Source organism: Gilliamella sp. B3482, from assembly GCF_026536805.1.
Lineage (GTDB): Bacteria > Pseudomonadota > Gammaproteobacteria > Enterobacterales > Orbaceae > Gilliamella > Gilliamella apicola_E.
The window spans coordinates 406,013-426,901 of record NZ_JAFNNL010000002.1; the positions used below are offsets into that span (position 1 = coordinate 406,013).

19 protein-coding genes and 1 riboswitch are annotated in these 20,889 nt (G+C 33.3%); of the genes, 11 read left to right on the top strand and 8 right to left on the bottom strand.

From position 1 onward, the window contains the following. Positions 1 to 7: 7 nt before the first annotated feature. From xerC to uvrD, 3 genes are all read left to right on the top strand, one after another. Complete coding sequence (xerC, locus tag J3U18_RS05005) at positions 8 to 931, top strand: tyrosine recombinase XerC (protein WP_267353108.1); 924 nt, start codon at positions 8 to 10, stop codon at positions 929 to 931. After that, the gene (yigB, locus tag J3U18_RS05010; protein WP_267353109.1) at positions 931 to 1,644 is read left to right on the top strand and encodes a 5-amino-6-(5-phospho-D-ribitylamino)uracil phosphatase YigB; all 714 of its coding nucleotides are present in this window, start codon (positions 931 to 933) and stop codon (positions 1,642 to 1,644) included. The genes xerC and yigB overlap by 1 nt, the downstream gene beginning before the upstream one ends. Positions 1,645 to 1,825: 181 nt before the next feature. Further along, entirely contained in the window at positions 1,826 to 4,054 is a 2,229-nt protein-coding gene (uvrD, locus tag J3U18_RS05015; protein WP_065563128.1) for a DNA helicase II, read from the top strand. 60 nt (positions 4,055 to 4,114) lie between these two features. Here uvrD and cyaY read toward each other — a convergent pair whose 3' ends face one another. From cyaY to J3U18_RS05045, 6 genes are all read right to left on the bottom strand, one after another. Beyond that, positions 4,115 to 4,423 carry an iron donor protein CyaY gene (gene cyaY, locus J3U18_RS05020; RefSeq protein ID WP_065563127.1) on the bottom strand — a complete coding sequence of 103 codons (309 nt, stop codon included), beginning with the start codon at positions 4,421 to 4,423 and terminating at the stop codon, positions 4,115 to 4,117. Positions 4,424 to 4,514: 91 nt separating this feature from the next. After that, the gene (locus tag J3U18_RS05025) at positions 4,515 to 5,033 is read right to left on the bottom strand and encodes a surface-adhesin E family protein (RefSeq protein ID WP_065563126.1); all 519 of its coding nucleotides are present in this window, start codon (positions 5,031 to 5,033) and stop codon (positions 4,515 to 4,517) included. After that, positions 5,034 to 5,804 (bottom strand): hypothetical protein, encoded by a 771-nt coding sequence (locus J3U18_RS05030; RefSeq protein ID WP_267353110.1) that lies wholly within the window; start codon positions 5,802 to 5,804, stop codon positions 5,034 to 5,036. 79 nt (positions 5,805 to 5,883) lie between these two features. Continuing rightward, entirely contained in the window at positions 5,884 to 6,498 is a 615-nt protein-coding gene (locus J3U18_RS05035; protein WP_267353111.1) for a thiamine diphosphokinase, read from the bottom strand. Between the two features lie 21 nt (positions 6,499 to 6,519). After that, on the bottom strand, positions 6,520 to 6,975 hold the full coding sequence (gene rimI, locus J3U18_RS05040) for a ribosomal protein S18-alanine N-acetyltransferase (RefSeq protein ID WP_267353112.1): 456 nt from the start codon (positions 6,973 to 6,975) through the stop codon (positions 6,520 to 6,522). Further along, on the bottom strand, positions 6,950 to 7,351 hold the full coding sequence (locus tag J3U18_RS05045; protein WP_267353113.1) for a DNA polymerase III subunit psi: 402 nt from the start codon (positions 7,349 to 7,351) through the stop codon (positions 6,950 to 6,952). The genes rimI and J3U18_RS05045 overlap by 26 nt, the downstream gene beginning before the upstream one ends. A gap of 93 nt (positions 7,352 to 7,444) precedes the next feature. On the opposite strand from J3U18_RS05045, the gene rsmC reads away from it, so the two are divergent. Then, positions 7,445 to 8,479, top strand: a complete 1,035-nt coding sequence (gene rsmC / locus J3U18_RS05050; protein ID WP_416379886.1) for a 16S rRNA (guanine(1207)-N(2))-methyltransferase RsmC — start codon at positions 7,445 to 7,447, stop codon at positions 8,477 to 8,479. A 41-nt stretch (positions 8,480 to 8,520) separates the two neighbouring features. Here the strand turns inward: rsmC and hemN are convergent, their stop codons facing one another. Both hemN and yihI read right to left on the bottom strand, forming a co-directional pair. Further along, complete coding sequence (hemN, locus tag J3U18_RS05055) at positions 8,521 to 9,891, bottom strand: oxygen-independent coproporphyrinogen III oxidase (protein ID WP_416380386.1); 1,371 nt, start codon at positions 9,889 to 9,891, stop codon at positions 8,521 to 8,523. A 240-nt stretch (positions 9,892 to 10,131) separates the two neighbouring features. Beyond that, complete coding sequence (gene yihI / locus J3U18_RS05060) at positions 10,132 to 10,596, bottom strand: Der GTPase-activating protein YihI (protein ID WP_065733847.1); 465 nt, start codon at positions 10,594 to 10,596, stop codon at positions 10,132 to 10,134. 162 nt (positions 10,597 to 10,758) lie between these two features. On the opposite strand from yihI, the gene coaA reads away from it, so the two are divergent. The 7 genes from coaA (at position 10,759) to J3U18_RS05095 (ending at position 20,848) form a co-directional block, all read left to right on the top strand. Further along, complete coding sequence (coaA, locus tag J3U18_RS05065) at positions 10,759 to 11,694, top strand: type I pantothenate kinase (protein WP_065563120.1); 936 nt, start codon at positions 10,759 to 10,761, stop codon at positions 11,692 to 11,694. Positions 11,695 to 11,710: 16 nt separating this feature from the next. Continuing rightward, positions 11,711 to 12,166, top strand: coding sequence for a DUF1090 family protein (locus tag J3U18_RS05070; protein WP_065563119.1), 456 nt, complete (start codon positions 11,711 to 11,713; stop codon positions 12,164 to 12,166). A 146-nt stretch (positions 12,167 to 12,312) separates the two neighbouring features. Next, a riboswitch (PreQ1 riboswitch) is annotated at positions 12,313 to 12,357 on the top strand. 4 nt (positions 12,358 to 12,361) lie between these two features. Continuing rightward, positions 12,362 to 12,835, top strand: coding sequence for a preQ(1) synthase (gene queF / locus J3U18_RS05075; RefSeq protein ID WP_267353115.1), 474 nt, complete (start codon positions 12,362 to 12,364; stop codon positions 12,833 to 12,835). 27 nt (positions 12,836 to 12,862) lie between these two features. After that, positions 12,863 to 13,522, top strand: coding sequence for a 7-cyano-7-deazaguanine synthase QueC (queC, locus tag J3U18_RS05080; protein WP_267353116.1), 660 nt, complete (start codon positions 12,863 to 12,865; stop codon positions 13,520 to 13,522). Positions 13,523 to 13,543: 21 nt separating this feature from the next. Then, positions 13,544 to 14,704, top strand: a complete 1,161-nt coding sequence (locus tag J3U18_RS05085) for an acyltransferase family protein (protein ID WP_267353117.1) — start codon at positions 13,544 to 13,546, stop codon at positions 14,702 to 14,704. A 117-nt stretch (positions 14,705 to 14,821) separates the two neighbouring features. Then, on the top strand, positions 14,822 to 15,496 hold the full coding sequence (locus J3U18_RS05090) for a 7-cyano-7-deazaguanine/7-aminomethyl-7-deazaguanine transporter (protein WP_267353118.1): 675 nt from the start codon (positions 14,822 to 14,824) through the stop codon (positions 15,494 to 15,496). A 261-nt stretch (positions 15,497 to 15,757) separates the two neighbouring features. Continuing rightward, positions 15,758 to 20,848 (top strand): alpha-2-macroglobulin family protein, encoded by a 5,091-nt coding sequence (locus tag J3U18_RS05095; protein ID WP_267353119.1) that lies wholly within the window; start codon positions 15,758 to 15,760, stop codon positions 20,846 to 20,848. Positions 20,849 to 20,889: the final 41 nt, after the last annotated feature.

The window sequence follows — 20,889 nt, forward strand, 5'->3', positions numbered from 1 at the left end:
AACGATGATGGCTAAAACTAATCCAAATTATTCCACTTTATTAGCTGAGCCGGTTAAGCATTTCTTAAACTATCTAAAATCAGAAAAACAACTTAGCGTAAACACACAAGTTAATTATCGCCGTCAACTTTATGCCATTATCGATTTAACCAAGGATCTGGATATTGAAAAATGGCAAGCTATTGATTCGTCAGCTGTACGATTATTAATTAGCAGAAGTCGGCAAACCGGTTTACAAGCAAGAAGTCTCTCCTTACGACTGTCTGCTCTGCGAAGTTTTTTCGATTGGATGGTGAAGAATGAAATGATTTCCGTCAATCCTGCTCGAGGTGTAGTTAATCCTAAATTAGGTCAGCATCTTCCTAAAAATATCGATATTGATGAGGTTAATCAATTACTAGATATTGAATATAACGATCCATTATCTGTGCGCGATAGAGCTATGCTAGAAGTTATGTATGGTTCTGGATTACGTCTTTCTGAATTAGTTAACATTAACTGTCGAGAGCTAAATTTAAGGGAAGGGGAAGTCCGGGTAATGGGAAAAGGTAATAAGGAACGGAAATTACCTTTAGGGCGAGAATCTGTAAAATGGATTGAATATTGGTTAACCATGCGAAATGAATTAAAACCGCAGGATGATGCACTATTTATTTCTAAATTGGGGAAACGAATTTCTCCTCGTAATGTGGAGAAACGATTTGCTCAATGGGGTATCAAACAAGGATTAAGTTCACATGTTCACCCACATAAACTACGCCATTCATTTGCAACGCATATGCTTGAATCGAGTGGCGATTTGCGAGCAGTACAAGAATTACTAGGTCATGCTGATTTATCCACTACACAAGTTTATACTCATTTGGATTTTTCACATTTATCGGAAGTTTATGATTCTGCTCATCCACGAGCTAAAAGAGGGAAAAAGTAATGCATTTTTATCGTTCAATTGACTGCATTAAAGCGATCACTTTCGATCTAGATGATACTCTATATGATAATAGTATGATTGTAGATAAAGCTGAAGAGGAAATGATAAAAAAATTACAGAAATATGAACAGTTTCAAAATTTAACATTAGATTTATATTTCCAAGAAAAACGTTTGGTGCTCTCAATCAATCCGGAAGTTTATCATGATGTGATAGTTTGGCGGATAGACACTATAAAATCTTTATTGAGTAGAACTAATATACCAGTATCTCAACATTCTCAGATAATTGATGATGCGGTAGATTGTTTCAATGTTTGGCGCCATAAGATGGTTGTTCCTCAATCAACACATACTTTATTAACTAAACTAGCAAAAAAATATCCATTAGCTGTAATTACTAATGGTAATGTCGATGTAAATAAAATCGGATTGGGAGACTATTTCCAATTTTCTTTACGCGGTGGGCCGGATGGACGTTCAAAACCATTTCCAGAAATTTTTGATTTGGCTGCAAAAAAATTATCCATACCCAATAAATATATATTACATGTTGGTGATAATTTAGAGACTGATGTTAATGGCGCCATCAATAATGGTTATTTATCGTGTTGGATAAATATCTTTGAGCAAGATATTTATCATCTTACTGATGCAAGGTGCTTACCTCATATTGAGATAAGCCGATTGATAGAATTAGATAATCTGTTATAATTATCGCATATGTGTATAAAAAGACAGTACAGTTAGATGTAAATAAGTTTGCATTTACTACCTGTCTTTATTTTTTTAATAGACTCACCAATAAATATTATAAAGAAAATGGCAATTTTAAAAAGATTCAATGTATCAATAATTAATAGTGGTTTATGTAATCGGAATGGATTAACACATAATGAACATTAAGCAATCATTATTAGAAGATCTTAACACAGAACAACAAACCGCAGTAGTTACAGATAATCAATATACTATTGTACTTGCTGGTGCCGGAAGTGGTAAGACTCGTGTACTTGTCCATCGAATTGCTTGGCTCTGTGTTGAGAAGAATTATTCGTCCGGTTCGATTTTTGCGGTTACTTTTACCAATAAAGCTGCTGCTGAAATGCAAGAGCGAATTGAATCGTTAGTTGGTGAAAGATATTTAAATGGAATGTGGGTAGGTACCTTCCACGGTTTGACTCATCGCTTATTACGCATGTTTCCTCAACAAGCTAACCTTCCAGATAATTTTCAGCTTATTGATACAGAAGATCAGATTCGACTTATCAAGCGAATTTTCCGAGAACTTCAAGTAGATGAAAAGCAATGGTCAGCAAAAGAGTGTGCTAATTATATTTCTGCGCAAAAAGAGAAAGGATTTCGCGCTAAAGACTTGGTACCAGAAGATCCAAAACAAGTTATGTGGCAAGTAATCTATCGTGATTATCAAGCAATTTGCGATAAAGTTGGCTATGTTGATTTTTCTGAGTTAATTCTGAGAGCTTATGAATTACTTTGTAGTGATGAGAATGTTTTAGATTATTGCCGTAATCGTTTTTCAAATATTCTCATTGATGAGTTTCAAGATACTAATAGAATTCAATATCGATTTGTACAAAAATTAGCGGGTAGTACAGCCAATATCATGATTGTTGGTGATGATGACCAGTCAATTTATAGTTGGCGTGGAGCTAATGCCGATAATCTTCAATTATTTATCAATGATTACCCCGACACTGAAATTGTTCGCTTAGAGCAAAATTATCGATCCACAGGGTTGATTTTAGATTCTGCAAATAAATTGATTGCTAACAATAAGAATCGGTTAGGTAAAAATTTATGGACCGATAGTGGCGATGGTGAAAAAATCTTGCTTTACAGAGGTTTTAATGATGCCGATGAGGCAAGATTTGTTGTTGGCCAAATAAAAAAATTCCATGAGCAAGGTCAAAATTACTCTAGTTGTGCGATTTTGTATCGTAATAATATTCAATCTCGGATTTTTGAAGATACATTAATGCAAAATGGCATACCTTTCCAAATTTATGGTTCGATTAGATTCTATGAAAGGCAAGAGGTTAAATTGGCTCTTGCTTATTTACGTCTATTACATGACCATAACAATGATATGGCATTTGAAGCAACTATAAATACGCCAACTCGTGGTATAGGCCAAGTTACTTTAGATAAAATTAGACATTTTGCTAAACATAAAGCTATGTCGTTATGGGATGCTTGCTTAACGTTAATTGAAAAGAAGGGACTTTCTGATAGACAACTTACAGACATAAGTCGATTTATCCATTTAATGCAATCGATTCACGCTGAAGTTAATGACTTACCTTTTTATAAACAATTAGAGAAGATTATTACATTATCAGGTGTCTTGCGAATGTATGAACAAGAGCCGGGTATAAAAGGTCAGGCAAGGTTAGAAAACCTTGAAGAACTTGTTTCTGCAGCTGAGCAATTTTACCGTGTCAATCAAAATACTGTGATTGAAGATGCTGAAACAGGTAAACCTTTAACAATTTTAGAATCATTCTTATCGGTTACATCGCTTGAAAGCCGTGATGTGGGTACTAACCAAGATTCTGTCCAATTGATGACGCTACATTCAGCAAAAGGATTAGAATTTGACAATGTCTTTATTGTAGGCTGGGAAGAGAGTATCTTCCCTACACAACGTTCTATTCAAGAAGTCGATAAAATGGAAGAAGAAAGACGTTTAGCTTATGTTGGTATAACGCGAGCAAGAAAAAACTTAACACTTTCATTGGCAGAACAAAGACGACTCTATGGGCGAGAAGAACGAAATTTACCTTCGCGTTTTTTAGATGAGTTGCCAGTTGAAAACTTAAATGAAACTTATTACCAAGGTAGTTTCTCTTCATTTGGAGGGCGATCTGGTTACCAAAATAAAGATGATGAGTTTTATCAAGAACGTAAAAAATCTTATTCTAAAAAGAAAAAGGAAGATGATGGTTATACATTAGGTAGAAAGGTTAAACATAACCGTTTTGGTGAGGGCTCAATTATCAATCTTGATGGTGAAGGTGATCATAGGCGAGTTCAAATCGCTTTCGTTGATGTTGGTATTAAATGGTTAGTAATAAAATTAGCAAATCTGACATTATTATAAATGCCATCTATTTTAATAAAATTGGCGCTAAATATTAATTTACCGCCTTTTTTATGAAAATTATTCAGCTTGTTCTTCTACAGCTTGGGTGAAAATATCTTCAAATGTTTGATCTGATCGATTACAAATCCATTTGTTGTTAATAAAGTCAAAGTGATAGCCTTGTTTTCTTGTTGCTAACCAAACTTGAAATAAAGGTTCTTGTGTATTAATGATAATTTTACTGTTATTTGGAAAGCTGATATTAATAACATTACCATTAGTTTCGTAATCTAAATCGATATCATGCTCATCAACATAATCATCAAGGTATGATTCAATTTGATTGAAAAGTTGATCTGTTAGAGTATGAAATTGAGTGACGTTCATATTGGTGTGATTATATTGAGCAATTAATATAGGAATAGTAGCATAAATAGAGAGACTCCGCCACAGCTAGGTGGCGAAGGTAAATTCAGTGTTACTGATTGAGAGGTAATGAACAAACCATTATTAATAATTTATAATTTTCATCATTTTTTTCGGCTCGCATCCAACGATTTGGAATATTGATATTATTAATTAATTTACCCTCTGCGAAGTTTTTTTCAACTAAATCAAGTTGTCCTTTAGCAATTTCTTTTTTGTCACAATTAGCATAATAGTTAACGACAATAGTGCGATAGGGTGTTTTCACATTATCTATGTTTTGTACTAATGCAGGAGTATAATTGATCACTTCTTTAAAGACACGAATTCGAGGATTGAACGGGTGTAACTTTATCGATTTTTTATCAAGGAATGAGTAACCAACCTTATTATCTTCATCATTTTTTGAAATAGGTGTAAATTGCTCACCGATTTTAGGATTGCTCAACATTTCCTTAACTTCTTTTGCTTGAGTAGCTTTCTCTTCTTCAGTAAGTGGCCGCTTTTCATCTGTTGCATAGCTTATAGTTGCAAAAGAAAAAAGAATTAAGACTAAGCATAATTTTTTCATTTAAATGTTATCTCCCTCTTTTGAGCTCTTGCCTTCACTTGATTCTTGTGTTGCATTATTTTTTTCTTGTTCTTTTTTTAATTTATAAGCTTCGATCTTTTCTTGCTGTTCTTTTTTTATCTGTTCATCAAATAGCTTTATATCTGGACGATCTTTATAAAGAATATCTTTCTTTAAATCCCCCTGAATAGAGCAAAGAACGCGATTATAGTTGTTGTCTATGTTCTCTAAGTATAGAGATTTTTCAATTGTCCCAAGTCTTGGCACTACGCCATCAATTGCATAAAGGTTATCTTCCCATTCAGGGGATTTAGCATTGCGATCATAAATTTTAGCATTAGCAATATAAACATTTTCATTATAATTTGACCATTTTATATTTTTTAATGCATTGATAATTTCTTCTTGGCTATTATCAAAAATAAAACCCCAATAATAATATTTTCCAGATAAATTTGTTGGAATATATATGTCTTGATATCCCGTAATAGTTAACCCACGATATTTAAGTGGTTTTTTAAAAATAACTTTATTTTTATCTTGTTGATAAATTGATTCTACAGGAATAAATGTCACGTTATCTTTTGTGGTTAAATCAACATACTCGCTAAATGTTTTTTTATTTTCAGCTAGATTTTGGAAAAATTGATTATCACATGCAAGAAAAGTATCGACTATCTTATCTGTTACACTTGCTTTATTGTCTTGAGCAAAAGCCATGCAAGACATGAGCGAAGAACAAGCAATAACAGTAAGTTTTTTGAAAAGCATGGGCTGTTCCTTTAAAAAATCGCTAATAAAACGTCACAATATTGTAAAGCAATGTAAGTTGATGTCAATCTAAACAGTTTTAATTTTGAACAAAAATCAATAAATGACCAGCATTAAAAGAAATTTTGACAGTGTCATTAATAGCTTTATTACGTAGACTAGTAAAACTACCTAAAGATAAAGTTTGATTATGTAATGGGTATTCAAAACCGGTTATAGTTAACCCTGTAACTTTGGATAGAGGCATTAATGAAATAATATGGTATTTAACATGACGGATAATTTGATGATTAGTTGCGAAGAAAAAGTGACAATAATCATCATAAAACAGCATTTTTAATTGTTGATGATATTGCATAGCAACCGATAAGTTACCTAGAAAGTGGTCACTGGCTCGTCCTGATGCACCATATATGGTAAATGATGTGACTCCTTTAGTATTCAAAAACAACAACGCTTTTTCAAAGTCAGTTTTAGATTGATCTGGCGTATGAATGATTTGGGTTTTATCGGGAATTGTCATTGTGGAGTTAATGCTATCTAAATCACCGATTATAAAATCTGGTTTAATTGAAGATTTAGATAGATAACTATGATATGCACCGTCAGTACATGCGATATAATTATAATTACCTAAGTGGGTAGGTAAATTTTTAGGTGGTTCGCCATTTACAAATAACAGTGCTGTGAACATTATTACTCCCATTAAAACATTTTATAACGCTAAAGTATAAGCCATAATAATTGCATCTTCTTTATTACCATCGGTGGTTGGGTAATAATTTTTTCTAATAGTTATTTGATTGAACCCTATTGAATGATATAACTCAAGTGCTGGCGCATTTGATTTTCTTACTTCTAACCATATTGTCGAAATTTTATTTGGCATTGCCATTAAATCATCAATCAACTGGTTTAATAATGCTTTTGCTAACCCTCGATTCCGGTATTTAGGATGTATGGCAATATTAAATAAACTTGCTTCATCAGCTACCTGTTGGCAAATACAAAAGCCTACAATTTTATTATCAACGGTTATTTTAAGGTTTAAATAACGTTCTCCTTGATTTGAAAAGAAAGTCTCTTTAGACCAAGGAATAGGGTAGCATAATCGCTCTAACTCATAGGCTTCTGCTAGATCATTTTCATTTAGGATGGAAATCGTTTTCATATTCACATAATTGTAGCCAAAGCTGTCGCTTTTGTTGTGGATCTTTGGCTAGCGAAACTAAATCGCTGGTTTTAATCGTTAATTTATTTTGCCATTGTTCATGGCTTTTTATGTCAATAAACCAAGTTACAACTTTTACTTCATCTGCCGGTATTATTAATTGCGAAGGCGTAAGAAATAAAACTTGCTCTTCAGTTAACTCAATGGCTTTTAAAATATCATAATAAATTTTTTGTGTTGGTTGCTTTTTAGCAACGACGATTAAACGAATTTTATCGTCGATATGTGTAGCAACTTCACCTTGAAAAACGGCAGAATTGCGTAAAACATATTGGGTAATATCACATTGCTTTAGATACCAATCAGTTGCTGTCATTGTCGGATTACTGTTTTTATTAGGGATTAAAGAAAGTTAATTGTATAATCTTCGCTTCAATTTATAAAGGTTTTTCATTGAGGCATTATGGCAATATCCGCATTTACTCCTGCTAGCCAAGTACTTGAACGTCATCAATCCTTTTTTGATGATAAAAATATTCTTATTGCAGGTGATATCCAAGATAATTACCCAGCTGTTATATCAGCTAATTTGGTTAAGATTCACTGCTCGCAGTATCACACATTTTTAAATTTTAAACACTCGAAACGAGCTGAAAGCACCAATTTTTCGCTCTATCCTGACGAGTCTTTTTATAACAATGTTAACACACTCATATATTATTGGCCTAAAACTAAGAGTGAAGCACAATTTCAGTTATCATTTTTATTAAATAATATGCCTAAAGAGAGTGATATTTTTATTATTGGTGAAAATCGGACTGGTGTAAAAAGTGTTGAAGGATTATTGGCTGATTTTGGCTCTATACAAAAAATAGATAGTGCAAGGCGATGTGGTCTGTATCATTTTCGTGCTGATAGCCGTTTAGCTTTTGAACTAAAAGAGTGGTGGCTAAGTTATCATTTAACCATTGAAAACCAAGATATCGAAATTAAAAGCTTACCAGGTGTATTTAGCCAAAAAGGATTAGATGCGGGTAGTGAGCTTCTGTTAAATGCATTGATGGAACAGAGTGATATTATCAAAGGTAATATCCTAGATGTAGGTTGTGGCTCAGGCATATTATCAACAGTTTTAGGTAAATTATATCAAGATATAAGTTTAACATTAACCGATGTCAGTAGTATGGCGTTAGAATCAAGCAAAGCTACGTTAGCTTGTAATAATCTTTCTGCAAATGTTATTGCTAGTGATGTATTTTCAGATATCAACGATAAATTTCACTTAATCATCTCTAATCCACCTTTTCATGATGGTAAAGAGACAAGTTATACTGCAGTGAACAAACTAATTAAAGAGGCTAAAAAACACTTAAAATTAAATGGTTATCTTTGTATTGTGGCAAATTCATTTTTGCCTTATCAATCGATTTTGGATGAAACCTTTAAAAGTGTTGAAATTATTGCCCAAACAACAAAATTTAAAGTCTATTTAGCCAGTCATTAATAAGTAATGATAATCAAATATTCATGCGTGAGTAGAGTGAACTAGATCACGCGTGAAAATTGATGTTGTCGAACCAATCGTCGCATATAAATATCAAAACACATACAAATATTTCGAATAAGCAAAAGCCCTTTAGGTTGGACAACGATGCTATCTTTACCAATTAAGACTAAACCATCTTGTTCCAATGGTGCTAATAGTTTTAAATCTTCATTAAAATAGTCATCAAATTTAATCGCATAAAGTTGTTCAATTTGTTTTTTATCAAGGTAAAAATGGCAAATAAGTTGCTTAATGATGTCTCTTCTTATTTTGTCATCTTGATTTAAGGTAAATCCTTTCCATAAACCATTACCTTGTTGTTTAACTAAAGTTTGATAATTTTTTAGATCTTTATGGTTCTGTGCATAACTATCACCCAACATACTAATTGCTGACACACCAAGACCCAATAGATCTGAATCTCCTTTAGTTGTGTATCCTTGAAAGTTACGATGCAATTTATTTTCTTTTTGAGCAATAGCCAACTCATCGGTTGGTTTGGCAAAATGATCCATACCGATAAATTGATAACCGGCTTGAGTTAATTTTTCTATACTAGTTTGTAAGATCTTTAATTTTTGATTAGCGTTAGGTAAATCATAATCTTTGATTTTACGTTGCGCAGCAAAACGACTAGGTAAATGGGCATAATTAAAAACGCTTAATCTATCGGGTGAAATATCAATAACTTTATTTAAAGTTTCGGTAAAACTTTCAACGGTCTGTTTGGGTAATCCATAAATTAAATCGAGGCTAATTGATCGAAAATTATTTTTTCGTGCTTGAGCAATCAATGAGCGGATTAAATTTTCATCTTGTTCTCGGTTGATTAGATTCTGAATTTCATGATTGAAATCTTGAATTCCCATACTTAACCGATTAAAGCCTAGTTCAGAAAGATGATCGATTGTTTGTGTACTGATTTCTCTGGGGTCTATTTCAATTGATAATTCAGCATCTTGAGTAAAGTTAAAGTGTTGCCTGATTGATGTGATTAATCGTGTTATTTCATCATCAGTCAAAAAAGTAGGAGTGCCTCCGCCCCAATGCATTTGGCTTACAATACGATTTTTAAACAACTCTGACCGTTTAGCAATTTCAATATCTAGTATATCGAGATACTGGGTAACTTTATGGGTTTGCCGGGTAATAAGTTTATTACAACCGCAAAAGTAACAAAGTTTATGGCAAAACGGAATGTGGACATATAGTGATAATGAACGTTCAGGATAACGTGTGGCAGCTGAAAGAAAGTTTTGTTCAGTGAACTGCTCATTAAATTCAAGCGCAGTTGGATATGAAGTATATCTTGGGCCGGAATAGTTATACTTTTCTATTAATGCTTGGTCCCATAGCTGAGATTGAATCATATTGTGTTTATTTAATCCTGCTTTTGACATTGTTGTTTCCATCACATTTTGCTTTACTACGCTTTTTAATTTGCGTTTTAATTTTAATACGATTGATTTTTTTCAAATACAATAATGTGCAGATAAATAATCCCAAATATAAACCGAGCATAATAAATATTGGCATGGTTAATGACTCTTTATTGACATTATTTGGAAAATGAAATTATAAATTTCTAGTTCATATTAAATAAATCTAACTTAATTACGTTTAAGTAAGCTGACAATATCTTCTTTAGGCTCTTCTAACTCGTCATCAAAATCATTATCTTCATAACCTAATTGTTTCATCAGTTGATCAATGCGATCTAGTTTATTATCAAGATAAGATTGTTGTTCATTAGTCAATGTTTTGCCTTGCTCAACTAAATCAAGTAAATGGTCAAGTTTAGTATCATTTTCAAGCTGGTCTAATTCTTGTTCTGGTGTTAATTTGACCTTTTTAGGTTGATTAACTTTTATAATTGGATCATCCGTTTGCACTAATGAAATTGGTTTTTTACTACCAATTCGCGGATCTTTAATGATATTTGACGTTTTTTTATTGTTTTGTTTGCCGTTAAAACGAGAACCACTAGGTAAACCTTTATGTTTACGTTTTCGCTTAAGTTCTCGAGACTCTTCATTAATCTCTTGACGGGTTTTTTTCGATTTATTTTTTAACATACAATCTCAATTTAATATCTTGTTATAAATTTACTTAAACATATTTTACCAGCAAGTCATTAATATAGCTATGAGCAGAAGTTAATGCGAATTTATGATTGTAAAAAAATAGATTTAGTATAATCTGAGCCAAATAATTTTTAAATATTGAGCAAATAAAACATGAAAAATCATTTGAGCCCTTATATGCAATTTACCCGACAAGAGTGGGCTGGCTTGCGTAATGCGGTACCGATGACTTTAACTGCTGAAGAATTAACCTCGTTACAAGGAATTAATGAAGATTTGTCTATGGATGAAGTAAGTGAAATTTACTTGCCTTTATCTCGATTACTCAATTATTATATAAGCAATAGTTTTAGCCGTCAGGCAGTCTTATCAAAGTTTCTAGGTAAAAGTCAGAAAATACCTTATGTTATCGGTATTGCTGGTAGTGTTGCTGTTGGTAAAAGCACCACAGCTCGTGTCTTACAAGCATTATTAACTCGTTGGCCGGAACATCGCAAAGTTGCGTTAGTAACGACCGATGGCTTTTTATATCCCAATCGTTATCTTGAAGAACGTGGTATCATGAATAAGAAAGGATTTCCTCAATCTTATGATATCAAAAAGTTAATTAATTTCGTTGCTGATGTAAAGTCAGGTCAGTCAGAAGTTAAAGCACCCGTTTATTCTCATTTGGTTTACGATATTGTTGAAGACGAACAGATTACTATCGACAGTCCAGATATTTTAATTCTTGAAGGATTAAATGTTTTACAAGGCACCATAAATTATACACAGGCTAACAATCGGGTGTTTGTTTCCGATTATGTAGACTTTTCAATATATGTCGATGCACAATTACCCTTATTACACGATTGGTATGTGAATCGATTTTTAAAATTTAGAGCTGGGGCATTTAGTGATCCTAACTCTTACTTTAACCACTATTCTAAGCTTCCCGAGGAAGAGGCTGTGAATATTGCTAACCGCCTTTGGCGAGAAATTAATGAATTGAATTTGATCGAAAATATCCTGCCAACACGGGAACGAGCAAGTTTGATTTTAACCAAAGGTAAAGATCATAAAGTAGATTGTGTTCAATTAAGAAAATAAACTTAGGGGAATCAATATGAAATCAGCAATTAGGTTATTAAGTAAGTTAAGCATTATCACTTTAGTTACTGCATTTTCAGTAAACAGTTATGCAACAAATAATGATGAATACCAAGGGTTAAATTGTGACGGTAAAAAACAAGCAATCCAAACTAAAATAGATCAAGCTAAGAATGCTAATAATGCTAATGAAGTTGCAGGTCTTGAAAAAGCACTTCAAGAAGTTAATACCAATTGTAAAGATGAAACATTAGAAGAAAAATATAAAAGATTAGTGGTTGAAAAAACTAAAGATGTTACTGATAAAACTAAAGAATTAGCAGAAAAGACTAAAGAATATGCAAAAGACAAACTCAATGCAAATCAAGATAAAATTGATGCATTAAAAGCTAAATTAAATGATGCTGAAAAAGAGTTATCTGATGCTAAAGATAAACTTGCTGATTATTACAAACAAATGACTAGCAAATAGAGTAAAGTTAAACGCAAAAAAGTGCCTTCCTCAACTTTTTTGTTAGATAAGCACCATTAATCGAGCGTTAATGGTGCTTTTTTATTGATAAAAGATAATGTGCTTAAACTAGACTTTTCTGCCTAAAAAGAGTAAGGTGTGCGCCTTATTACGTGGTTCGTGAACCTCCCACGCTAAAAAACTAAGGAAAATTTAATGAGCAACATTACACTACTTGGCGACCAATCTGTTCGCTATCCAACTGACTATTGTCCAAATATTTTAGAAACCTTTGATAATAAACACCCCGGTAATGATTATTTTGTTAAATTTAATTGCCCGGAATTTACCAGCCTTTGTCCTATCACTGGTCAACCTGATTTTGCGACGATTTATATTTCGTATGTCCCCAATATAAAGATGGTGGAAAGTAAATCGCTCAAACTCTATTTATTTAGCTTTCGTAATCATGGTGATTATCATGAAGATTGCATTAATATCATTATGAAAGATCTGATTAAATTAATGGATCCAAAATACATTGAAGTCTGGGGTAAATTTTTACCTCGTGGCGGTATTTCTATCGATCCATATGCAAATTACGGTAAACCCGGCACTAACTGGGAACAAATTGCGCTTAATCGTTTAGCTAATCACGATCTTTATCCTGAAAAAGTCGATAATCGTTAATCTCATCATCCTAACAGGAAATTTTTAATGCAACATCGTAAAGCACTTGTGATATTTTCTGGTGGGCAAGATTCGACCACTTGCCTACTGCAAGCGATTGCTGATTATGGGCGTGAAAACGTTGAAACAATCAGCTTTCAATATGGTCAACGACATGCCATTGAGCTTGAAAAAGCCAAATGGATTGCTGACGATCTTGGTGTAAAGCAAACCGTCATTGACACTTCAGTGATCAAACAAACAACTAATAATGCCTTGATTGATGACTCGCAAGAAATTAAATCAGCTCAAGAAGGGAATTATCCGAATACCTTTGTTGACGGGCGTAATATGCTATTTTTATTGTTAGCCGGGTGTTATGCCAAACAGCACAGTATTAAAGATATCATTATTGGCGTATGTGAAACCGATTTCAGTGGTTATCCGGATTGTCGAGATATCTTTATTAAATCCATGAATGTTTCGATGAATTTAGCCTTGGATTACACGTTTAACATCATCACCCCATTAATGTATCTGACTAAAGCGCAAACATGGGAAATGGCTGATAAACTCGGTTATCTTGATTATATCCGGCAACACACTCACACTTGTTATTATGGGGTAGAGGGGGGATGTGGTAAATGTCCTAGTTGCGACTTACGTGAAAAAGGGTTAAATCAGTATCTAACCCATAGCTCTAAATAGTATTATTTAAAGGGGAAATGCATGTCTGACAATCATCAACGATTAGTCTCATTGGATGTATTGCGAGGAATGACCATTGCAGGAATGATTTTAGTGAATAATCCCGGGTCGCCAAATGCTATTTATCCTTTACTTAGGCATGCTAAATGGAACGGGCTGACTTTTGCCGATCTCATCTTTCCTTTATTTATGTTTATTATGGGCGTGTCGACTTATATTTCCTTAAATAAATTAGATTTTAAGCTTAATAAAATTCTGTTAATTAAAATCTTGAAAAGAACACTGATTATTTTTGCTATTGGATTATTGATTGCTTGGTTTTCGGGTTTTCTTGCTTTGTATAAGTATTTTAATTGGCTGCCGTTTCATGAGCGGATGGTTGAATCTTTGTCTTGTATAGATCAAATCCGAATTATGGGCATTTTACAACGTTTAGCGATCTGTTATTTGTTTTCTTCTCTTATTATTTTATGTTTTGATAGAAAATATTTGCCTGTTCTGATCGTTCAAATATTACTGTTTTATTTTTTCATCTTATATTTGGGCGACGGGTTTGAGCAAAAAAATAACAACATTATTGCTAAAGTCGATAGAATGATTTTGGGTGAAGAGCGTATGTATCTGGATAATGGTATGTATTTTGAACCGGAAGGGATATTAAGTACTTTTCCGGCCATTGCTCAAGTCCTTATCGGTTTTTGTATCGCCAAACAAATATTTGCGACTAATGTCAATGTCGACAAAATAAAAATCTTGATTAAATACGGGATAATTTTTTCAATAATAGGGTTTATTTTGAGTTTTATTTGCCCAATTAATAAAAAAATCTGGTCACCGTCATTTGTATTGGTGACTTGTGCTATAGGTTGTGTCTTATTTGCCTTATTAATTTGGTTGATTGATATCAAAAAATACAAAAACGCCGTTCATTGTTTTATCCCCTTTGGCATGAATTCTTTATTCATTTTTGTTATCGCCGGTATTATTTCGATTATAACGCGTAGAATGACGCTGGTTTATCATTCTGATTCACTCAGTTTGCGACAATTTCTGTATTCAAAGATTTTAGGGCAATATTTTGGAAACTACCCCAGTTCTTTTATCTATGCCTTATTCATTGTCGTAATTTGTTGGTTGATTGCTTTTATTTTATATAAAAAGCATTTTTTTATAACAATTTAAAAATATTAGATATCGATGTAATTAAATTCGGGTTATCCGACATTTTTAACCTTAATTACATCATTTTTACATTAAAGATTATGGGTTCTCTCACCCCATTTAAAAAAGGAAACGAATATGTATTTGAATATTCATTCTGAAACACTTCAGAACAAATTTAATTCAGCTCAGCAGCGCAAGGCGCTTTGCTGGCTCTCTTTTTTTCATATTTTAGTTATTGCATCAAGCAATTATCTAGTACAAATCCCGTTTGATATCTTCGGTTTTCATACCACATGGGGAGCATTTACCTTTCCATTTATCTTTTTAACCACCGATTTAACCATCCGGGTATTTGGTGCCAGCCTTGCCAGAAGAATTATCTTTGTTGTCATGATACCTGCTTTACTGTTCTCTTATTCCATTTCGGTTGTATTTTTTGAAGGGCATTGGATGGGATTTTCAGCATTGTGTGATTTTAACAGTTTTGTTTTTCGAATTGCATTAGCCAGTTTTGCTGCTTATTTGGTTGGGCAACTGATGGATATTACCGTGTTTAATTATTTACGAAAAAACAAAGCGTGGTGGGTTGCGCCTTCGGCGTCAGCGGTGTTAGGTAATGGTATTGATACAATTGTCTTTTTTGCTATTGCCTTTTATCAAAGTAACGACGAATTTATGGCGAATCATTGGATCGAGATTGCCGCAATTGACTATAGTTTTAAAATTTTAATTTGTGGATTATTCTTCTTACCGCTTTATGGCATTATTTTGAATTTTATTTTAAAAAAACTGCTTATAAAGTCACTATAACAACCTGATTAATTACTTAATTATTCAGAATAATTGTTAATATTTAGAGCTTATCAGCGTTATGATAAGTTCTAAATGCCACCCCCCCTCTCAAAAAACCCGTTCCTCAACTTTTTTTTACCAATTTAAAAAATTTAATTATCTCAAAATAAATTAAAAATCTTAATAAAGATTCTTTGCTAAAGTTTTTGTGAAAGTGCATAATATGAACAAAAAAATAAGTAGTATTTTTATTAGGAATAGAAAGGATTAGGTGAAACAATGAGATTGATAAAACACTTAGCTGTGTTGGGTTTGTTTTTGACGTTATGCGCTTGTGATAATCAAAAAGATAAATCGACAGATTCAGTAAGTAATAATAAAACCGAGTTAACTACAAATAATACCAGTAATACCAGTAATACAACGCATGATTCGAGTACAAATTCGCAATCTCATAACCCATTTAATCCAACGCCTGAATTAATCGAAAAATATAAAGGTAAAAATCTAAAAGTTCTCGATAGTTCAGAATTAATCATTGATGGTTCAAGCACATTAGTCGTGACATTTTCCGTTCCTCTCAATCCGAAATTGAATTTTTCAAATTTATTAAGATTGGTTGACAAAGAGAGTGGTGTGGTTGATGGCGCGTGGGAGTTGTCTGATAATGGCCTTGAATTAAAACTTCGCTACCTTCAGCCAAATCGTAAATTGGTTTTAACTATTGATAAGATGTTATCAGCGATTAATGATAGCCATTTGTCATCTGTTTATGAAGCTCAAATAACCACCCAAGATCGCCAACCTATGGTTGGTTTTGCTAGTACTGGATTTTTATTACCAAGTAAATCCATGAGTGGATTGCCGATTAATACGCTCAATGTTGATAAAGTTGATATAAACTTTTTCAAAATTAAGCCAGAAAAATTACCTATTTTACTTGATAATTATGGTTTTATTGATATGTTGTCAATTTGGCGTTCGCAAAGTATGAGTGAATATACTGATTTAGTTTATTCTTCAAGATTTGATCTTAATCCTAGACCGAATGCTCAAGAAACCATTATCGTTAACCTTTCTACAGTTTCTGAACTTAATCAAGAAGGTGTTTATATTGCGGTAATGAATGAAGCGGGTACTTATAATGAATCAAATCCTGCAACAATATTTTCAATAAGCAATATCGGGGTTTCATATCATCGTTATGATAATGGTAAATTAGCGGTAACGACTCATGCGTTAGATAACGGTAAGCCACTAGCTAATATTAATTTAACATTATTATGCGAATCTAATAATAAGCAGTGTAAGAATATTAAGGCAACGACAGATAAAGATGGCTATGTTGAAATCGATGGCAACAACAAGGCATATAGCGTATTGACTGCAACCGATGGCGAGCAAACGTCATTTTTGATGGTTAATCGTGCTGCGCTTAATTTAACTGATTTCAATTTATCGGGCAAACCTTTCTACCAAAAACAATTATTTGTTTTTGGCCCTCGTGACCTTTATCGTCCGAACGAAACCGTCTATTTTAATGCTCTATTACGTGATGCAGATGGACAGCCATTACCTGATCAACCAATCGTCGCTGAAGTGTTTTCTTCTAATGGTCGAGTTGTCAAAACTTATCAACTAAAAAGCAGTGTGAATACCAATGGTTTATATCAACAACAATTTGTTATCCCCGCTGATGCAGCAACAGGTAATTGGTCAATTCGTTTCAATTTAGGTGATGATAACTATCGCCAGTGGAATTTTAAAGTTGAAGAATTTTTGCCAGAACGTATGGCGATGGAAATACATAGTTCATCTGATGGTCCAATTCTTAAGAGTGAAGATGTTTCTTTTGATATAAAAGGTTGGTATTTATATGGTGCGCCAGCATCTGGTAATCGCTTAGATGCTAATCTTTATTTAAAGAAAGTTGATACTATTGCAGGATTAGATGACTTCAAAATTGGATCAGCTACTGAAGAAAATCCATATCGCGAACTTGATTCTTTAGAGTTAAAGTTAGATAGCGATGGTTTAACTGAAATTAATATTGAGAATAATTATTGGTCAGGAAGCTCATCACCTCTAAAAGTCGTTTTACAAGCTAGTTTGCTAGATTCTGGTGGTAGACCAGTTACGCGTTATGCAACACAAACTATTTGGCCTGCACCTAAATTGCCGGCAATCCGAGCATTATTTGAAAACTCAGAATATTATGATTGGAATAGCGATAATTATTTTGAGCGTCCAACTGTAGACATAAATAGTACTGCTGAATTCGAAATCGCTTATGTTGATTTGGATGGGGAAAAATTAGGTACAAAATCATTAAAAGCTAGACTAGTTCGTGAGCGTAATGATTACTATTGGGTTTGGTCAGAGGAAGACGGTTGGCGTCAAAGTTCCAACTCGAAGGAATTTGTGGTTTCTGAAGATCAGTTATCTATTGAGGCAGGCAGTACCACAAAAATAGCCTATCAACCTACTGATTATGGTGCTTACCGAATTGAAGTGGTAGATACAAACAGTAAAGTCGTATCAAGTCTCCGATTCTGGGTTGGTTATGATTGGGAAGATAATACTCATGGTACTAAATCAGTACGTCCAGACCAAGTTAAGTTAAGTATTGATAAACCATCTTATAATCCTGGAGATGTCGCTAAAGTTAATGTTCAAGCACCTGTAGCTGGTTCTGGTTATATTTCTCTCGAAACCAATGATGGGACCATTTGGAAAAAAGCAATTACGGTGGGTGAAGAAGGTTTAGATGTCGAAATTCCTATTGAAAAATGGGGGCGACATGATGTCTATATTAGTGCTATGATTATTCGCCCTTCGACTGATGCTTCCGTGCAAACAGTTAAACGAGCAATTGGTTTACTTTATTTACCAATTGATACGTCTAATCGTCAATTAAATGTGACAATTGATACACCGGTACAAGTAGAACCTGAAACTGTTGTGCCAATTAAAATTAAAATGGATAAGCCATCTGTCCAAAAAGATAAAAAAGTGACTGTATTGGTTTCAGCTGTTGATTCAGGTGTTTTAAATATCACTGATTATGTCACACCAGATCCTTATGCTTGGTTTTTAGGACGTAAACGTTTTAATGTAGATATTAACGATGTCTATGGCAGCTTAATTGAAGCTACTGGTCGTAATGTAAATATGAGCTTTGGTGGTGATGCGATGGGCGCTGGCGGTAAAAAACCGTCAAATGAAGTTCTAATTGTTGCACAACAACTCAAAACCATTCAATTAGATGACAATGGCGAAGGTGTTATTAATTTACCTTTACCTAATTTTAATGGTGAGCTACGTATAATGGCTCAAGCATGGGATGATAATCGTTTTGGTAAAGCTGATAAAAAAATGAAAGTTTCAGCTCCGGTTATAGCTGAATTATCAACTCCTCGATTCTTATCTGGTGGTGATCGCGCTGTATTAGCGTTAGATCTTCATAATTTGACAGATAAAACACAAAATATGAAAGTTGAAGTATCGACTAATGGTTTGATTCATCAAAATGAAGCCAAAACGATATCAGTCAAACTTGATAGTAAACAAAAAGATATCATTCAAATCCCTGTTATTGCAGATTATGGTTATGGTACTGGTTCGGTAACAATAGCGGTCAAAGGTATTTTACTTGAAGATAATTCTGACACTAAAATTGAAAGATCATGGTCAATTGGAGTAAGGCCTGCATATGCCGGAACAACCAGATCTTATGTGTTAGCACTAGATGCCAATGAGAATTGGGAATTACCAAACGATGCATTAACAGGATTAATTGATAACACTGTTGAAGGGCAATTGGTCATTTCTAATCAGCCGCCGTTAAATATTGCTCAATATATCAAAGATTTATTTGCATATCCTTACGGTTGCTTGGAACAAACAACGAGTGGTTTATTCCCATCATTATATGCCAATAGTAAACAACTCGCAGAACTAGGTATTAAAACTGATTCAGATGAGATGCGTCGTAAAAAAGTGCAATTAGGTATTTCACGTATCTTATCAATGCAACGAAATAATGGTAGCTTTGGGCTATGGAATAGTCATAGTGAAGAAGAGCATTGGTTGACAGTTTATGCAACAGATTTCTTGTTGCAAGCTAAAGAACGAGGTTATCAAGTTAGTGATAAAGCGCTTGATTCAGCAATGACACGCCTAGGTCAATATATCTATGATACGTCTGCATATAATAATCTTGATTATTATGGAGATTCACGTAGTTTTGAGTTTTCTAAGTTGTCAATTAAAGCCTATGCATTAATGGTTTTAACTAAACAAAATAAAGTTACCTCAGCAATGCGTAACGAGATAAATTATTTATCAGACAAGATAAGTAATGATAAGTCATTTATCTATTCGCCATTACCTATAGCTCAACTAGCGGTTGCTGCTAAATTAAATGGTAATCAAAATGTTTATGAAAAATTATTACCTTTAGTTTTTAGCACTTCGTATCAATACAATAATCACTGGTTTGGTAATTACGGTAGTGAAATACGTGATGAAGCATTAATTCTATCTTTATTAATAGAAAACAAAATAGCTCAGAATAAACAAGGTACTTATCTGTATAATTTATCAGATTTATTAAACAGTAAACGATATTTCTCAACACAAGAATTAAATTCATTGTTTATTGCTGGTTGGTCATTAGAACAGCATAAAAGTGGTAATAAATTTAAGGTATCAGTGAATGGAAAAGTTAATGAAGTTGATTCAGTATTTTCACATTCATATGATTTTGATAAATTAACCCAAGGGTTATCGATTGATAATTCAGAATCAGATGAGCCACTATATGTTAAGTTCTCTGTAACAGGTTATTCTAAAACACCTCCAGCGCCAACCTCAGCTGATGGTTTCTTTAACATCAGTCGTACGTATTATGATTTGCAGGGTAATAAAATATCACCAGCAGATTTAGATGTAGGTTCTATGATGGTTGTGGTTTTAGATGTAATAGCTAAAGAACAAGTTCATGATGCGTTGGTTGTTGATTTCTTACCAGCTGGTCTAGAGCTTGAAAATCAAAACCTTTCTAATAGTAGTGTGAATTTATCATCAATTCCTAGTATAGCTAAATTAATGGGAGATGATGATGCTAGTAATATTAAATATCAAGAATATAGAGATGATAGATATGTTGCCGCTGTTAATATTAATAATTATGTGGGGCGCAATAATAAATATCGAAAACGTTTAGTGTATTTAGTTAGAGCAGTAACTACTGGCGATTACATGATTCCTTATCCTTATGTAGAATCTATGTATCGTCCAGACCGTTTTGCTATAGGAGAATCACCTGATTTTATGACTATTTCAAATCCTAGACAGGAAGAAAATTAATTAGATATTAATATACTAATTATTCCGCCAATATATTTGGC

Excerpts from the sequence above, each read along its gene's own strand:
- J3U18_RS05035 (WP_267353111.1), bottom strand. The coding sequence starts at position 6,498 with ATGTTCACAGCACTGTTATTTGTAAATGGCGAACCACCTAAAAATTTA.
- J3U18_RS05090 (WP_267353118.1), top strand. The coding sequence starts at position 14,822 with ATGTATTTGAATATTCATTCTGAAACACTTCAGAACAAATTTAATTCA.
- rimI (WP_267353112.1), bottom strand. The coding sequence starts at position 6,975 with ATGAAAACGATTTCCATCCTAAATGAAAATGATCTAGCAGAAGCCTAT.
- J3U18_RS05070 (WP_065563119.1), top strand. The coding sequence starts at position 11,711 with ATGAAATCAGCAATTAGGTTATTAAGTAAGTTAAGCATTATCACTTTA.
- xerC (WP_267353108.1), top strand. The coding sequence starts at position 8 with ATGGCTAAAACTAATCCAAATTATTCCACTTTATTAGCTGAGCCGGTT.
- queF (WP_267353115.1), top strand. The coding sequence starts at position 12,362 with ATGAGCAACATTACACTACTTGGCGACCAATCTGTTCGCTATCCAACT.
- J3U18_RS05045 (WP_267353113.1), bottom strand. The coding sequence starts at position 7,351 with ATGACAGCAACTGATTGGTATCTAAAGCAATGTGATATTACCCAATAT.
- coaA (WP_065563120.1), top strand. The coding sequence starts at position 10,759 with ATGAAAAATCATTTGAGCCCTTATATGCAATTTACCCGACAAGAGTGG.
- uvrD (WP_065563128.1), top strand. The coding sequence starts at position 1,826 with ATGAACATTAAGCAATCATTATTAGAAGATCTTAACACAGAACAACAA.
- yigB (WP_267353109.1), top strand. The coding sequence starts at position 931 with ATGCATTTTTATCGTTCAATTGACTGCATTAAAGCGATCACTTTCGAT.
- yihI (WP_065733847.1), bottom strand. The coding sequence starts at position 10,596 with ATGTTAAAAAATAAATCGAAAAAAACCCGTCAAGAGATTAATGAAGAG.
- hemN (WP_416380386.1), bottom strand. The coding sequence starts at position 9,891 with ATGATTCAATCTCAGCTATGGGACCAAGCATTAATAGAAAAGTATAAC.
- J3U18_RS05085 (WP_267353117.1), top strand. The coding sequence starts at position 13,544 with ATGTCTGACAATCATCAACGATTAGTCTCATTGGATGTATTGCGAGGA.
- cyaY (WP_065563127.1), bottom strand. The coding sequence starts at position 4,423 with ATGAACGTCACTCAATTTCATACTCTAACAGATCAACTTTTCAATCAA.
- J3U18_RS05030 (WP_267353110.1), bottom strand. The coding sequence starts at position 5,804 with ATGCTTTTCAAAAAACTTACTGTTATTGCTTGTTCTTCGCTCATGTCT.
- J3U18_RS05095 (WP_267353119.1), top strand. The coding sequence starts at position 15,758 with ATGAGATTGATAAAACACTTAGCTGTGTTGGGTTTGTTTTTGACGTTA.
- J3U18_RS05025 (WP_065563126.1), bottom strand. The coding sequence starts at position 5,033 with ATGAAAAAATTATGCTTAGTCTTAATTCTTTTTTCTTTTGCAACTATA.
- queC (WP_267353116.1), top strand. The coding sequence starts at position 12,863 with ATGCAACATCGTAAAGCACTTGTGATATTTTCTGGTGGGCAAGATTCG.